General features: G+C 61.6%; 16 protein-coding genes. 7 read left to right on the top strand and 9 right to left on the bottom strand.

Annotation, left to right across the window (positions count from 1 at the left end):
• Window positions 1-23 precede the first annotated feature (23 nt).
• The 3 genes from B0E42_RS20750 (at window position 24) to sutA (ending at window position 2,422) form a co-directional block, all read left to right on the top strand.
• Window positions 24-1,358 (top strand): ammonium transporter, encoded by a 1,335-nt coding sequence (locus B0E42_RS20750; protein WP_018605437.1) that lies wholly within the window; start codon window positions 24-26, stop codon window positions 1,356-1,358.
• Between the two features lie 212 nt (window positions 1,359-1,570).
• Window positions 1,571-1,996, top strand: a complete 426-nt coding sequence (locus B0E42_RS20755) for a secondary thiamine-phosphate synthase enzyme YjbQ (protein ID WP_018605435.1) — start codon at window positions 1,571-1,573, stop codon at window positions 1,994-1,996.
• A gap of 102 nt (window positions 1,997-2,098) precedes the next feature.
• Complete coding sequence (sutA, locus tag B0E42_RS20760; protein ID WP_014340827.1) at window positions 2,099-2,422, top strand: transcriptional regulator SutA; 324 nt, start codon at window positions 2,099-2,101, stop codon at window positions 2,420-2,422.
• Between the two features lie 189 nt (window positions 2,423-2,611).
• On the opposite strand, the gene B0E42_RS20765 is transcribed toward sutA, so the two are convergent.
• The 6 genes from B0E42_RS20765 to B0E42_RS20790 are packed head-to-tail and all read right to left on the bottom strand — an operon-like array spanning window position 2,612 to window position 7,222.
• The gene (locus B0E42_RS20765) at window positions 2,612-3,316 is read right to left on the bottom strand and encodes an HAD family hydrolase (protein ID WP_053182972.1); all 705 of its coding nucleotides are present in this window, start codon (window positions 3,314-3,316) and stop codon (window positions 2,612-2,614) included.
• Window positions 3,313-4,212, bottom strand: coding sequence for a tyrosine recombinase XerC (gene xerC, locus B0E42_RS20770; protein WP_053182969.1), 900 nt, complete (start codon window positions 4,210-4,212; stop codon window positions 3,313-3,315). Before xerC ends, B0E42_RS20765 begins: the two co-directional genes overlap by 4 nt.
• Window positions 4,212-4,937 (bottom strand): DUF484 family protein, encoded by a 726-nt coding sequence (locus tag B0E42_RS20775; protein WP_018605426.1) that lies wholly within the window; start codon window positions 4,935-4,937, stop codon window positions 4,212-4,214. Before B0E42_RS20775 ends, xerC begins: the two co-directional genes overlap by 1 nt.
• Window positions 4,938-4,950: 13 nt before the next feature.
• On the bottom strand, window positions 4,951-5,781 hold the full coding sequence (gene dapF / locus B0E42_RS20780; RefSeq protein ID WP_053182966.1) for a diaminopimelate epimerase: 831 nt from the start codon (window positions 5,779-5,781) through the stop codon (window positions 4,951-4,953).
• Between the two features lie 4 nt (window positions 5,782-5,785).
• Entirely contained in the window at window positions 5,786-7,033 is a 1,248-nt protein-coding gene (lysA, locus tag B0E42_RS20785; RefSeq protein WP_018605421.1) for a diaminopimelate decarboxylase, read from the bottom strand.
• 9 nt (window positions 7,034-7,042) lie between these two features.
• Window positions 7,043-7,222, bottom strand: coding sequence for a lipoprotein (locus tag B0E42_RS20790; RefSeq protein WP_018605419.1), 180 nt, complete (start codon window positions 7,220-7,222; stop codon window positions 7,043-7,045).
• Between the two features lie 185 nt (window positions 7,223-7,407).
• Here B0E42_RS20790 and cyaY point away from each other — a divergent pair, with 185 nt between their 5' ends.
• From cyaY to rnk, 3 genes are all read left to right on the top strand, one after another.
• A complete protein-coding gene (cyaY, locus tag B0E42_RS20800; protein WP_018605417.1) occupies window positions 7,408-7,740 on the top strand; it encodes an iron donor protein CyaY in 333 nt (110 codons plus the stop codon).
• Window positions 7,741-7,744: 4 nt separating this feature from the next.
• A complete protein-coding gene (locus B0E42_RS20805; protein ID WP_018605415.1) occupies window positions 7,745-7,963 on the top strand; it encodes a DUF1289 domain-containing protein in 219 nt (72 codons plus the stop codon).
• Between the two features lie 305 nt (window positions 7,964-8,268).
• Window positions 8,269-8,679, top strand: coding sequence for a nucleoside diphosphate kinase regulator (gene rnk, locus B0E42_RS20810; RefSeq protein ID WP_014340819.1), 411 nt, complete (start codon window positions 8,269-8,271; stop codon window positions 8,677-8,679).
• 7 nt (window positions 8,680-8,686) lie between these two features.
• Here rnk and B0E42_RS20815 read toward each other — a convergent pair whose 3' ends face one another.
• From B0E42_RS20815 to B0E42_RS20825, 3 genes are all read right to left on the bottom strand, one after another.
• On the bottom strand, window positions 8,687-11,530 hold the full coding sequence (locus tag B0E42_RS20815; protein ID WP_077507208.1) for a class I adenylate cyclase: 2,844 nt from the start codon (window positions 11,528-11,530) through the stop codon (window positions 8,687-8,689).
• A 169-nt stretch (window positions 11,531-11,699) separates the two neighbouring features.
• Window positions 11,700-11,945 carry a TIGR02647 family protein gene (locus B0E42_RS20820; RefSeq protein ID WP_018605410.1) on the bottom strand — a complete coding sequence of 82 codons (246 nt, stop codon included), beginning with the start codon at window positions 11,943-11,945 and terminating at the stop codon, window positions 11,700-11,702.
• Window positions 11,946-12,205: 260 nt separating this feature from the next.
• On the bottom strand, window positions 12,206-12,490 hold the full coding sequence (locus tag B0E42_RS20825; RefSeq protein WP_024618144.1) for a hypothetical protein: 285 nt from the start codon (window positions 12,488-12,490) through the stop codon (window positions 12,206-12,208).
• Window positions 12,491-12,614: 124 nt separating this feature from the next.
• On the opposite strand from B0E42_RS20825, the gene B0E42_RS20830 reads away from it, so the two are divergent.
• Window positions 12,615-13,274 (top strand): glutathione S-transferase family protein, encoded by a 660-nt coding sequence (locus B0E42_RS20830; RefSeq protein ID WP_077507209.1) that lies wholly within the window; start codon window positions 12,615-12,617, stop codon window positions 13,272-13,274.
• Window positions 13,275-13,299 lie beyond the last annotated feature (25 nt).

Consider the following 13,299-nt stretch of genomic DNA (forward strand, 5'->3'; position numbering starts at 1 on the left):
CCAACGCCCCAGGAGAAAACAATATGACTCTGCGTAAATTCGCAGGGCTAGGAGCCCTGTTGTCCTTCGCAATGCCTGGCCTGGCCATGGCAGAAGAAGCGGCAGCCCCAGTCCTGAACTCCGGCGACACCGCCTGGATGCTCACGGCAACGATTCTTGTACTGTTCATGACCATTCCTGGCCTGGCGCTGTTCTACGGCGGCATGGTTCGGTCGAAAAACCTTCTTTCCGTGATGATGCAGTGCTTTGCCATTACCGGTCTGATCAGCGTCCTGTGGGTCATCTATGGCTACAGCATTGCGTTCGACACCACCGGTATGGAGCAGGGCGTCGTCAACTTCAACTCCTTCGTCGGCGGTTTGGGCAAGGCCTTCCTGGCGGGCGTCACGCCAGCCAGCCTGACCGGCCCGGCGGCGCTGTTCCCTGAAGCGGTGTTCATCACCTTCCAGATGACCTTCGCCATCATTACCCCGGCCCTGATCGTCGGTGCATTTGCCGAGCGGATGAAGTTCTCCGCCATGCTGATCTTCATGGGCGTGTGGTTCACCCTGGTGTATGCACCGATTGCCCATATGGTCTGGTCCGGCAACGGTGGCCTGCTGTGGGACTGGGGCGTGCTGGACTTCGCCGGCGGCACCGTGGTGCACATCAACGCCGGTATCGCAGGCCTGGTGGCGTGCCTGGTATTGGGCAAGCGCAAAGGCTTCCCGACCACGCCAATGGCGCCGCATAACCTGGGTTACACCCTGATGGGCGCGGCCATGCTGTGGGTCGGCTGGTTCGGCTTCAACGCCGGTTCCGCTGTCGCCGCCAACGGCACCGCTGGCATGGCGATGCTGGTGACCCAGATCGCGACCGCCGCGGCGGCGCTGGGCTGGATGTTTGCCGAGTGGATCACCCACGGCAAGCCAAGCGCACTGGGCATTGCCTCGGGTGTGGTCGCCGGTCTGGTTGCAATCACCCCGGCTGCCGGCACCGTGGGCCCGATGGGCGCCCTGGTCATCGGCCTGGCGGCGGGCGTGGTGTGCTTCTTCTGCGCCACCACCCTCAAGCGCAAACTCGGTTATGACGACTCCCTGGACGCCTTCGGCGTACACGGCATCGGCGGTATCCTCGGCGCGATCCTGACCGGTGTGTTCGCAGCTCCGGCACTGGGTGGCTTCGGCACCGTGACCGATATCGGCGCGCAAGTGTGGATTCAGTTCAAAGGCGTGGCGTTCACGGTGGTCTACACCGCGATCGTCACCTTCATCATCCTCAAGGTTCTGGACGCCGTCATGGGTCTGCGTGTCACCGAGGAAGAAGAAGCCGTGGGCCTGGACCTGGCCCAGCACAACGAGCGTGGTTACAACCTGTAAGCACGCGCAATAAAAAATGCCCGGTTCGCCGGGCATTTTTTTGCCTGGAATTTGTCATTGCTCACAAGGTGCAGTGGTTTTTCCGACGCCTTTTGTTGTGGATGCGACATGGGGTTTTATACCGCCAAAGGCTTACACCGAAGCAAGAATATTAGGCCCTTTGTTTTTTCCCTGAGCGCGCTAGAATGCGCGCCGAACGTGCGGAGATCTGTATGTGGCAACAGACGCTGATAACCCTGCGGGCAAGGCCCCGGGGCTTTCATCTGGTGACGGACGAGTTGCTTGCCGGCCTGCCTGAACTCCAGGCGTGTCGTGTCGGTCTGTTGCATCTGTGGCTGCAGCATACCTCGGCTTCGTTGAGCATCAACGAGAACGCCGATCCGGCGGTACGTCGAGACTTCGAACGATTTTTCAATCGGCTGATCCCACAAGGAACCGCCGACTATGAGCACAACGACGAAGGCTTGGACGACCTCCCGGCGCACTTCAAGGCCAGTGTGCTCGGTTGCCAGGTCAGCCTGCCGGTCACGGCAGGACGGCTGGCATTGGGTACCTGGCAAGGTGTTTATCTGGGCGAGCACCGCGATCATGGTGGTGCTCGTAAAGTCCTCGCCACCTTGTACGGTGAAGGGGCATAACCGCTGATTGCCGGCGGATATTGAATTTTTTCTGGCAGCCTTCGAACAGATGGCGAAGCTGGGCTATAACTAATCTGCTTTTCGCAAGTCATGAGGTAGAACATGAGCGACGATGATCTGGAAAACGACGACCTCGAAGTAGGCGACGAAGACGAGACCGAAGAAGGCCTTGAAGCGGCAGCGGAAGACGTTGCCGACGACGATGGGGCCGATGTTCCGGCACCTACCGCCAAAGGCAAGGCCAAGGCAGCCGTGTCGGTTGACGAGTTGCCGAGTGTAGAGGCCAAGAACAAGGAGCGTGATGCGCTCGCCAAGGCCATGGAGGAGTTCCTGGCCAGGGGCGGTAAGGTGCAGGAAGTGGAGGCCAACGTGGTCGCTGATCCGCCCAAGAAGCCTGACAACAAGTACGGCAGCCGCCCTATCTGAGTATCGGCTTCATTGCTTGCTGAAAAAGCCCGCCGTCGCTGCGGGCTTTTTCATGGGCCAGATAAAGTCTCGGACCTGTGGGAGCGAGCTTGCTCGCGATAGCGGTGGGTCTGTTGGCATTGATGTTGGGTGTGCCGCCGCCTTCGCGGGCAAGCCCGCACAGAGGTTGTAGGGCTGCAGGGCGGGGGTTCAGTGCTGGCGATGCCACCCTGCCAATAACCCCGGCAGTTCGGTCAGGCTGCGGATTTCTGCATCCGGCGCGTGGTCGGCATTCCAGGGTTTGCCTGCCGGGTTGAACCATACGGCGCGCAGGCCGGCCTGTTGGGCGCCGGCGATGTCGTCGCCCGGGTGATCGCCAATGTGCACGGCGGTTTGCGCCGTGGCGCCGCCGCGTTGCAGGGCTTCGTGGAACAGCCGGGCGTCAGGCTTGGCGATGCCGATGTCTTCGGCGCACAAGGCGAACTTGAAATAGTCCGCCAACCCCAGGCGCCGCACGTCGGCGTTGCCATTGGTGACCACACCGAGGGCGAAATGGTTGGCCAGGATCTCCAAGGTGGGCTGCACCTCGGGAAAGACTTCGAGTTGATGGCGGGCGTGCAGGAACGTCTCGAAGGCTTGGTCCGCCAGCTCAGACGCTTGCCACTGATCGTAGCCGGCTTCCTGCAAGGCACGGAACAGCACCCGCCGGCGCAACGCACTGATGCGATGCTTCAGGCCGGGCTCTTCGCGCAACACCTGCTCGCGAATCGAAAAAAGATGCTCCACCGGCACGCCGCCCAGGTTTGGTGCGTTGTCGGTGAGCCATTGGCGGAGTATGGCTTCGGCGCTGGCGATCACCGGGGCGGTGTCCCACAGGGTGTCGTCCAGGTCGAAAGTGATCAGCTCGATGGTCATGATTCGTCGCCCTTGATGCGTTTGGCCCTGGGGTGGGCACTGTCATAGACCGTTGCCAGGTGCTGGAAATCCAGGTGGGTGTAGATCTGTGTGGTCTTGATGTCCGAGTGCCCCAGCAGCTCTTGAACGGCGCGCAGGTCCTGGGAGGACTCCAGCAGATGGCTGGCGAAGGAGTGCCGGAGCATGTGCGGGTGCAGGTTCTGTCCCAGCTCCCGTTCGCCGGCAGCTTTGACCCGCAACTGAATCGCCCGCGGGCCGAGACGTCGCCCCTGTTGGCTGACGAAGACCGCGTCGTCGGCAGGGTTGGTCAGCGCCCGCAGCGCCAGCCATTGCTCCAGGGCTTCACGGGCCTTGCGGCCAACGGGCAACAGGCGTGTCTTGCTGCCCTTGCCGAGCACCTGGACCATGCCATCGGCCAGGTCCAGTTGATCCAGGTTAAGCCCCGTCAGCTCTGAAAGCCGCAGGCCGGAAGAATAGAACAGCTCGAGAATCGCCTGGTCGCGCCGTGCCAGGAAGTCATCCTCGACGGCACCTTCAAGCAATTGCAGGGCGCGATCGGTGTCGAGAGTCTTCGGCAATCGGCGTTCGCCCTTGGGCGGCGCCAGGCCGGTGGCCGGGTCGTGATCGCACAGGCCTTCGCGATTGAGGTAGTGATACAGGCCGCGTACCGCCGACAGCAGGCGCGCCAGGCTGCGGGAGGATTGCCCCTGTTGATGCAGGCGGGCGATCAGGCTGCGCAGGCGTTGGATGTCCAGGGCCGACCAGCTGCCGATGTTCTGCTTCTGGCACCAGCCCAGCACTTTTTCCAGGTCGCGGCGATAGGCCAACAACGTGTGGGGCGACACCTGGCGCTCACTGCGCAGGTGTTCGCAGTAGGCGTCCAGTTGTCGTTCCATCATCCGCGTACCGAGCGCAGCGAACCGGCGACCCTTGGCAGCACCCGACCAGTGACTTCGGCGATGTAGCTCAAAAACAGCGTGCCCACCGAACTCTTGTAGTGCTGCGGATCGCGGCTGGCGATGGCCAGCACGCCATGCACGCCCTGGTGGGCGATGGCGACGACAGCGGTGGAGCCGATCTGCTTGCGTTGTTCTTCGCCAAACAGGAAGTCCAGCTCATGTTCGCGCAGGCTGCCGCTGACGCTTTTGTCTTCCGTGAGCAGGCCGCCAATGGCCGTCTGCGCTTCGGCGTGGGTCACCCAGCGGCCCACCGGCATGGCGTTGTCACCGAACAGGATCAGGCTGACAAAGGGTACCTGGAAATCCTGGCGCAGGCTGTCTTCGACGCTCATGACCAGGTCTTCGAGGGTGTTGGCGTCCATCAGCGCCAGGATCAGCCGACGGGTCTTGTCGAAGAGTCGGTCGTTGTCCCGGGCCACGTCCATCAGGTGCGAAAGACGATGACGCATTTCGATGTTGCGCTCGCGCAGGATTTTCATCTGGTGCTCAACCAGCGACACGGTATCGCCGCGCCGGTGGGGGATGCGCATCGTCGCAAGCAGTTCTTCATGCTCGACGAAGAAGTCCGGATGAGCCTCCAGGTAAGCCGCCACAGCTGCGGTTTCTGGAAGGCTGGGGGATTCGTCGGGCTGTGGGGCTGGAACCTGTGGCTGGTCGGTCATGGGTTTGGCTCACTCAAAGACGAATTTGTCCTTCGTATACGCGCACTGCCGGGCCGGTCATCATCACCGGTTGGCCAGGGCCTGCCCATTCGATGGACAGGCGCCCGCCGGGCAGGTCGATCAACAACGGCGAATCCATCCACCCCTGGCTGATCGCAGCGACTGCGGCCGCACAGGCGCCGGTACCGCAGGCCTGGGTTTCCCCGGCGCCGCGTTCCCAGACGCGCAATTGTGCGCGGTGGCGGTCGATGACTTGCAGGAAACCGACGTTCACTCGCGCGGGGAAGCGCGGATGATGCTCGATTTTCGGCCCCAGCTCATGCACCGGGGCACTGTTGATATCTGTCACGCGCAGCACGGCATGGGGGTTGCCCATGGAGACCGCTGCCAGTTCCACCGTGGTGTCGTCGACATCCACCTGATAGCTCAAGGCCTGGGCAGGTGCCTGGAAGGGAATGTCCGCCGGTACCAGGCGCGGAGCGCCCATGTTGACGCCGATCTGGCCGTCGCTGCGCACATCCAGTTCGATGATGCCGCTCTTGGTCTCGACGCGGATCTGCCGCTTGGCGGTCAGGCGCTTGTCCAGCACGAAGCGGGCGAAGCAGCGCGCGCCGTTGCCGCATTGCTCCACTTCCGAACCGTCGGCGTTGAAGATCCGATAGCGGAAATCCACGTCCGGGTTATTGGGTGCCTCGACGATCAACAATTGGTCGAAACCGATACCGGTGTGCCGGTCCCCCCATTGCTTGGCGTGCTTGGGCAGGATGTGCGCGTGCTGGCTGACCAGGTCGAGGACCATGAAGTCATTGCCCAGGCCGTGCATCTTGGTAAAACGCAGCAGCATGGTCTTACTCCGGCAGCAGGCTTTCGCCGGCAAACAACTCGGCTACCGTCTCGCGGCGACGCACTTCAAATGCCTGATCACCGTCCACCAGCACCTCGGCGCAGCGGCCGCGGGTGTTGTAGTTGGAACTCATGACAAACCCGTAGGCACCGGCCGAATGCACGGCCAGCAGATCGCCTTCTTCCAGCGCCAGCTCCCGACCCTTGGCCAGGAAGTCACCGGTTTCGCAGATCGGGCCGACGATGTCGTAGCTGCGTGCCGCGGTGTCGCGAGGGCGCACGGCGGTGACGTCCATCCACGCCTGGTACAGCGCCGGGCGGATCAGGTCGTTCATCGCCGCGTCGACGATGGCGAAATCCTTGTGCTCGGTGTGCTTGAGGTACTCGACCTGGGTCAGCAGCACGCCGGCGTTGGCGACGATGTAGCGGCCCGGTTCGAACATCAGCGCCAGGTCACGCCCGTCGAGGCGCTCACGCACGGCCTTGATGTAGTCGGCCACCAGCGGCGGCTCTTCGTCGCGGTAGCGCACGCCGACACCGCCGCCCAAATCGATATGACGCAGGTAGATGCCGCAGTCGCCGAGGCGGTCGACCAGCGCCAGCAGGCGGTCGAGGGCATCGATGAAAGGCTCCAGGGTGGTCAGTTGCGAGCCGATGTGGCAATCGACGCCCAGCACTTCCAGGTTCGGCAGTTGGGCGGCGCGCACGTACACATCTTCGGCGTCGGCAATGGCGATGCCGAACTTGTTTTCCTTGAGACCGGTGGAAATGTACGGGTGGGTGCCAGCGTCGACGTCCGGGTTCACGCGCAGGGAGACCGGCGCGCGGACGCCCAGCTCGGCGGCGACGATTTGCAGGCGCTCCAGTTCGTCGGTGGACTCGATGTTGAAGCAGTGCACGCCAACTTCCAGGGCGCGACGCATGTCTTCACGGGTCTTGCCGACGCCGGAGAACACGATCTTGTCGGCGCTGCCGCCAGCGGCCAGCACACGTTCGAGCTCGCCACCGGAGACGATGTCGAAACCGGCGCCCAGGCGCGCCAGGACATTGAGCACACCCAGGTTGGAGTTGGCTTTTACAGCGAAACACACCAGGTGCGGCATGCCCTCGAGGGCATCGGCGAACGTGCGGTACTGGGCTTCGATGTGAGCGCGGGAGTAGACATAGGTCGGCGTGCCGAAACGTTCGGCGATCGCGGACAGGGCAACCCCTTCCGCGAACAGCTCCCCGCCACGGTAGTTAAAAGCGTCCATGGCGTTCCCTTAGTAAGTGGTGTGGGTATCGTGCGAGTGCGACTTGGATTGCGACGACTTGGCCTGTTCTGCTTGTTCTTCGGGAGACTTGCTGTCATCAGGCAGGTACAGCGGACCTTTTTGACCACAGGCTGTCACGAGGCAGGCAACCGCGACGAGCGCAGCAAGGGAAGAGATCAGGCGCTTCATGGCGAAATCCTTGAAAATGCTTTAATTGCGCCGGAGTATACCGGCCACCCGTCAGCTTGCCTATGCAACGGGGCGCCCGTCCGGCGGCGCTGGTGGTCGTCAGTGGGTATATCCTTTGCAATCGCCGGGAAGCGTCCGTATCTTGCGGCGCTTGAGCATGAGCAGACATTTTCGAGGTTGCCGCAATGAGTTTGACTGAAGCCCGTTTCCACGACCTGGTCGATGCGACCCAGCAAACGCTGGAGGATGTGTTCGATGACAGTGGCCTGGACATTGACCTGGAAATCTCCGCCGGTGTTCTCACCGTCAAGTTCGAAAACGGCAGCCAGTTGATTTTCAGTCGCCAGGAACCGTTGCGGCAATTGTGGCTGGCGGCGGTCTCCGGTGGCTTTCATTTCGACTACGACGAAGAAAGCGAACGCTGGATGTGCGACAAGAGCGAAGAGCAGTTGGGCGAGATGCTCGAGCGCATCGTCAAGCAGCAGGCTGGCGCGGAACTCGATTTCGAAGGCCTGTGACGGCGTGAGCCAGACAGCCCCGATACGGCCTCCCAAGCCGCTCTACAGCAACGTCAGCCCGGCCGTGCCGTCGCCGTGTACCGGCGTGTGCAAGCTGGATGAACAGAAGGTCTGCCTCGGTTGCTTGCGCCACGTGGAAGATATCCGCGAATGGCGCTCGGCCGACGACGAACGTCGGCGGGTCATCTGCGCCGAGGCGGCTAAACGCAAATCTCTGGTGTGATCGCCCACTGTGTGGGAGCAAGGCTTGCCTAGCAACCCTGTGGGAGTAAAGCTTGCTCGCGATACAAGCGCCTCGGTTCCAGAGAGACCTCGCTGTATTCATCGCGGGCAAGCCTTGCTCCCACAATCCCCTCGCCACAGTAATTCTGCTCCCCATGACAATGGGTAGATTTGTCCCGAGTTGTTTATTTATTGAGCTGTGGTAGTGTCCAGCTACGCCTCCACTTATCGAGGCCCGTGAAAACCCCGCCTTTTTGTGGCGGGGTTTTGCTTTTTTTGTGCAGAAGAAAGGAGTCTGCCAGGATCATGACCGCACCTTCCATTACCCTTACCCGTCTGGACGTACAGCGTCTGGAACGCCTGATCGACAGCCTTGATGAAACGCTGCCGGGCGTGATTGCGCTGCAAACCGAACTGGATCGCGCCGAGAACGTGGTGGGCCACGAAGAAGTGCCTGCCGATGTCGTGACCATGAACTCGCGCGTGCACTGCCGCGAAGAAAGCAGCGGCAAGGACTATCACCTGACGCTGGTTTATCCACAGGACGCCAATGCCGACGAAGGCCGGATTTCGATCCTGGCGCCAGTGGGCAGTGCGTTGCTGGGCCTGAAGGTCGGCCAGCACATCGACTGGCCGGCCCCGGGTGGCAAGACGCTGAAGCTGACGTTGCTGGAGGTCGAGTCGCAGCCGGTCAATGGCGGCGACTGCGCGTTCTGAACCCGTCTCAGACCTGGTTCAGTGCCTCGTTCAGGGCGCGTTCCAGGTCGGCCTTGTAGCGCAGGTACAAATTGCTTGAACAGGCGCCGTCGCCCACCAGGCCCGAGAGATCCAGGTCGGTGATGTAGCAGCGATAGCGCTGGGCTTCGCGGCGCTGTTCGACGATCTCCCTGGCGACCACGCGGAACAGTTGGTCGCCATGTTCCAGTTCGGAAAACTCCTGCTGATCGCAATACAGGGTGACGTGTACCTGCCCGTGCGCCGCTTTGCCGATGATCGCCTGCACGTCATAGAACGGCTTGTTGACCAGCATCTGCGGGGCTTGCCGCGCTTCGATCCGTCGCGCCCGGCCGCTGCCTGAGGGCAATAACTGGTAGTACAGGGTTTCCAGGGTCAGCGGCTGGGCGACATCCAGCGGCAGCAGGGCATCGCGACGGTACAGCACCGATTGCAAAAAGCGCTGCAGCGGCACCAGCAGGCTTTGTTCGTCGTGATACGGCACGTGTTGCTGCCACAGTGCGTTGAACTCATCGAGCACATACAGATCGGCTTCGTCTTCGTTGGTCCGGTAGAACACCTGGATGCACTCGGGCTGGCCCATGGGCAGGATCAGCGCCAGGTCGTGGTCTTCCAGGGCCATCGGGTCCAGGTGCAAGGGGCTGTAGGCCGTCAGTTCCTCGCCCAGGTAATCCATCAGCGCCGACAGGCTGCCCAGCGCCACGTGATTGACCTGGCCGGGCACCAGTTCCAGCACGTGATAGTGCTGCTGGACCTGAAGCAGATAGCGGTGATTGAGCCTGCTCAGCAGCAGGGTCTGCGCCGTGTCGATGACTTCCTCGACGCGCCGCGCAATGAATTGGGCGCGGTTGTGGCAGAAACAGCGCACCTGCAAGCGTGGCTGGTGCTGGGTGACGGGCAGGTCGTTGAGGTAATCGCGCAGGCAGTCGAGCAGGGCGTGTTCGCCGTCAAAACGGTTGACCAGCACCTCATTCCAGCTGTTGAGCGTGACCTGGTCGAGGGTCAGCACCAGGTTCTCCCGGACCCCGGCATAACTCAGGGAGTCGGTGCGCTCGGTGGTCATCAGGATATTCAGGTCGCGGTGGTGCTTGAGCGGGTCGACGCCGACGTTCACCAGAATCAGCACTTCGCTGGGCACGCTGGCGCGCAGCAACTGTGCTTCATCCACCGTGGTCAAGGGCAGGGCGATGGACTGCTGCAGGCTGCCCAGCAGGTTGAACAGTTCGAACTCGCTCAGGTCGCTGTCGCCTGGGTGCAGCGCCAGGCGCGTGCTGCTGTCGATCACGCCGTTGCGATGGCACCAGGTCAGCAGTTCCAGCAGCTCGCGGCAGCGCTTGATCGGCGCGAAATTCTCCCACTCCAGGGCGTTGAGGCTGCCGTTGTACAGCGCCCACTGGTTCTGCCCCGGTTCTTTCTTGTTGGGCGACTGGACCAGCGTCAGGGTGTCTTCGGCCAAGTCCGGCGCGATGCCAGGGTTGATGAACTCGACCTTGTCGGCCTTGCGCTCGAAGGCCGCATACAACCGCCGGCCAAGCACGTTGAGATCGCGCTTATTGATCAGGCTGACGGTTTTCTCGGTGCGGGCGAACTGAGTCAGGAAGCGGTAACTGTGGGTGAGCTCGTTGACCAGGGCCCGTCGCTCGTGGCTGACCTGGCGGACTTTCCATTGGCTGCGGCTGTCCAGCAGCGCCAGTTGACGCTGGTCCCAGGCCCATTCCCGAGCCAGTCGCTCGAGCAGTACCCGTTGCCAGCCGCTGCTGCGCGTCTGGCCGGTGAGCTTGCGATTGACCTTCAGGTACAGCGCGCGGCGGATCAACTCCAGGCGTTCGGATTCGCCGCGGGCATTGAGGTATTCCTCGATGCGGCGGTAGACCAGCATGTACGGGTCCAGCTCTTCGAGGTCCAGGCGATTGGCAAACACGGCCTGTTTGAAGCGTAAGCTCAGGCAGCGGACATTCGGGTGTTCGCTGGCATAGACCTCGGTCAGCAGCAGCTTGAGCACGGACTTGTAGGGCGACTCGATACCTTTGAACAGCTGCCAGAGCCCGGCACCGACGAATTCGCCTGGCGGAATGTAGGCCAGGTGCCCCAGGTCCAGGGTTTCATCGGCGCGAATGAAACGCTTGGACATCAGCGTATGGGTGTACTGCTCATAGTTCTCTTCTTCATAGACCGGCACCAGCCACCAGATCGGCGTGCGCCCGGCCAGCCAGATCGCGGTGCGGTAGAACTCGTCCAGCAACAGGTAATGCTGGGTCGTGCCGCAATCGTCGGAACTGAGCTGGTTGTCACGGTCACCCCTTACGAAACGCGCCGGGTCGATCAGGAAAAAGTGGGCTTCGGCGCCCTGGGTCGCGGCCCAGATCTCCAGCAACTGGCATTTCTTGCGCAGCTCGGCCAGTTCATCGTCGCTCAGGTCCGGCCCGTGGCACACCCACACGTCCATGTCGCTCTGGTCGGCTTGGGCCAGGGTGCCGAGGCTGCCCATCAGGAACAGGCCAAGGATCGGCCGTGGCGGGTTGCTGCCGTGCCGGGGCTTGTAGGAAAACGAACGGGTCAGCCGCTGGGCTTCGGCAAGGATATTGGCGTCAGGCTCGTAGTTCGACAGCCCGGCAGGCGTGCTGCCGGAAACGTAGCCGGGCAGCAGCGGATGGTTGACGTGGAAGAACAGCGGCAGCAACGTCAGCACGCCTTGCTGGCGCGGCGACAGGCCTTCGAGGGCGCGCTCCATCCGCACGGTGTTGAGCTTGAGAAAACGTGCGCGCAACTGGCTCAAGACCTTGCGGTCGATTCCCTCGTCCAGATCGGGGCGTATTTCGTGATTGCGGGTCATGTCAGCTCAAACCGGCTCGCGGCGTCGAACGTGGGGGTGATGGCAGGTTAGCGCCCGATCTTGGGAATTCTTAAGCTGAAAACAGAATTCGGATGCCGGTTTTTTACGCAAGGCACCCGTGCGCCTACGGAAATCCCGTAAAGGAGATTTCCGTGGGCGACAGGGGGGATCAGGCGGCTTCTTGCACGCTGAGTATCGTCAGGACGGTTTGTACGTTTTGGGCGGCATCTCGGCCCAGGCTGGTCAGGTAACCACCGTCGGGCTGGGTGATCAGATCTTTTTCGAACAGGCGTTGGGCAGCGGCAATCGCTTTAGGGGCAGCGGTCTGATGAATTTTCAGGCCTTCCTGGGAACTGTCCAGGTTGAAGAGTGCGAGGATTTCCAGTTCGGCAACCAGCTCAGGGGTAAGCGACATAAGGACTCCAGACTTTCTAGGAATTTGGTCGACAGCGTCACTAAGGTGAGCGCACTCGGCCGGCCTGTCCAGTCTCAGTGTCATGCTTTTTTGCTTGAAAGCATTTTTTGTGGCCCCGCAGAAGCAGCGTAGGAGCTGACGAGTGCAACGAGGCTGCGATCTTGTCCCAGACACTTGAGTCGAGAGCGAAAGATCAAGATCAAAAGATCGCAGCCTTCGGCAGCTCCAACAGGGCGCAGCCGAGCGGGAGCAAGCACCGTTCACTTCTTCTCTGGCGGCAACTCAGGCAACGCGCGCAAGGCGGCTTCGTACCACTCGGTATTGAACGGGCGATCCTCTTCCAGGATCGCATCGATCTCCACCGCCAGCACATGGGCCATCAGGTTGAGGATTTCTTCGCGCTCATAACCGACCAGGGTCAACTTGTTGAAAGTGGCCTTGGCTGCGGGCGGATTGTCACTTTCGATCTGGTTTTCGATGGCCTGGATCAGCGTGTTCTCGACGAATTCTTCTTCGTCGTTGTCGATGTCGGTTGGCTCGCTCATGGCAGGCTCCTGGGAGAAAGGTCGCCAGTTTACCTGCATTCAGCGGCGTGATGCGCCTGGCAAGAAATACCCCGACGGTCTATAACGCAATGCTGCCAACCCCGCACGGCCTGGAGGCTTTGTAATGATCGAGCTTTATGGTTTCTCTGTCAGTAACTATTACAACATGGTCAAGCTGGCGCTGTTGGAGAAGGGCCTGCCCTTCGAAGAAGTGCCGTTCTACCCCAACCAGACCGCCGAAGCGTGGGCCATCAGCCCGCGCGGGAAGGTGCCGGTGTTGAAAGCCGAGCAGGGGTTTATCAACGAAACCAGCGTGATCCTCGAGTACATCGAGCAAACCCAGCCAGGCAAGGCCCTGCTGCCCAGTGACCCGTTCGAGCGCGCCCAGGTATTGGCCTTGTGCAGGGAGATCGAGTTGTACATCGAGTTGCCGGCGCGGGCTTGCTTTGCCGAGGCATTTTTCGGCATGACGGTGCCCGATGCCATCAAGGAAAAGAGCAAAGACGAATTGCGGCAGGGGTTCGCCTCGCTCGGTCGGCACGGCAAATTCGCGCCCTACGTGGCGGGCGATAGTCTGACCATTGCCGATCTGTATTTCTTCTACAGCGTCTCGCCGGCCTGCCAGGTGGGCAGGAAGTTGTTCGATATCGACCTGCTGGCAGACATGCCGGCGGCCAAGGCGCTGATGGAGCGCTTGGAGCAGAATCCGAACGTGCGGCGGATCGCTGCGGATCGGGAGGCAGAGATGCCGGCGTTTTTGGCGATGATTGCCGCCAAGAAGTGAGTTTTGAGGTGTTTTGAAGTGAGTC

This window comes from Pseudomonas sp. A25(2017) (assembly GCF_002001065.1).
GTDB lineage: Bacteria > Pseudomonadota > Gammaproteobacteria > Pseudomonadales > Pseudomonadaceae > Aquipseudomonas > Aquipseudomonas kilonensis.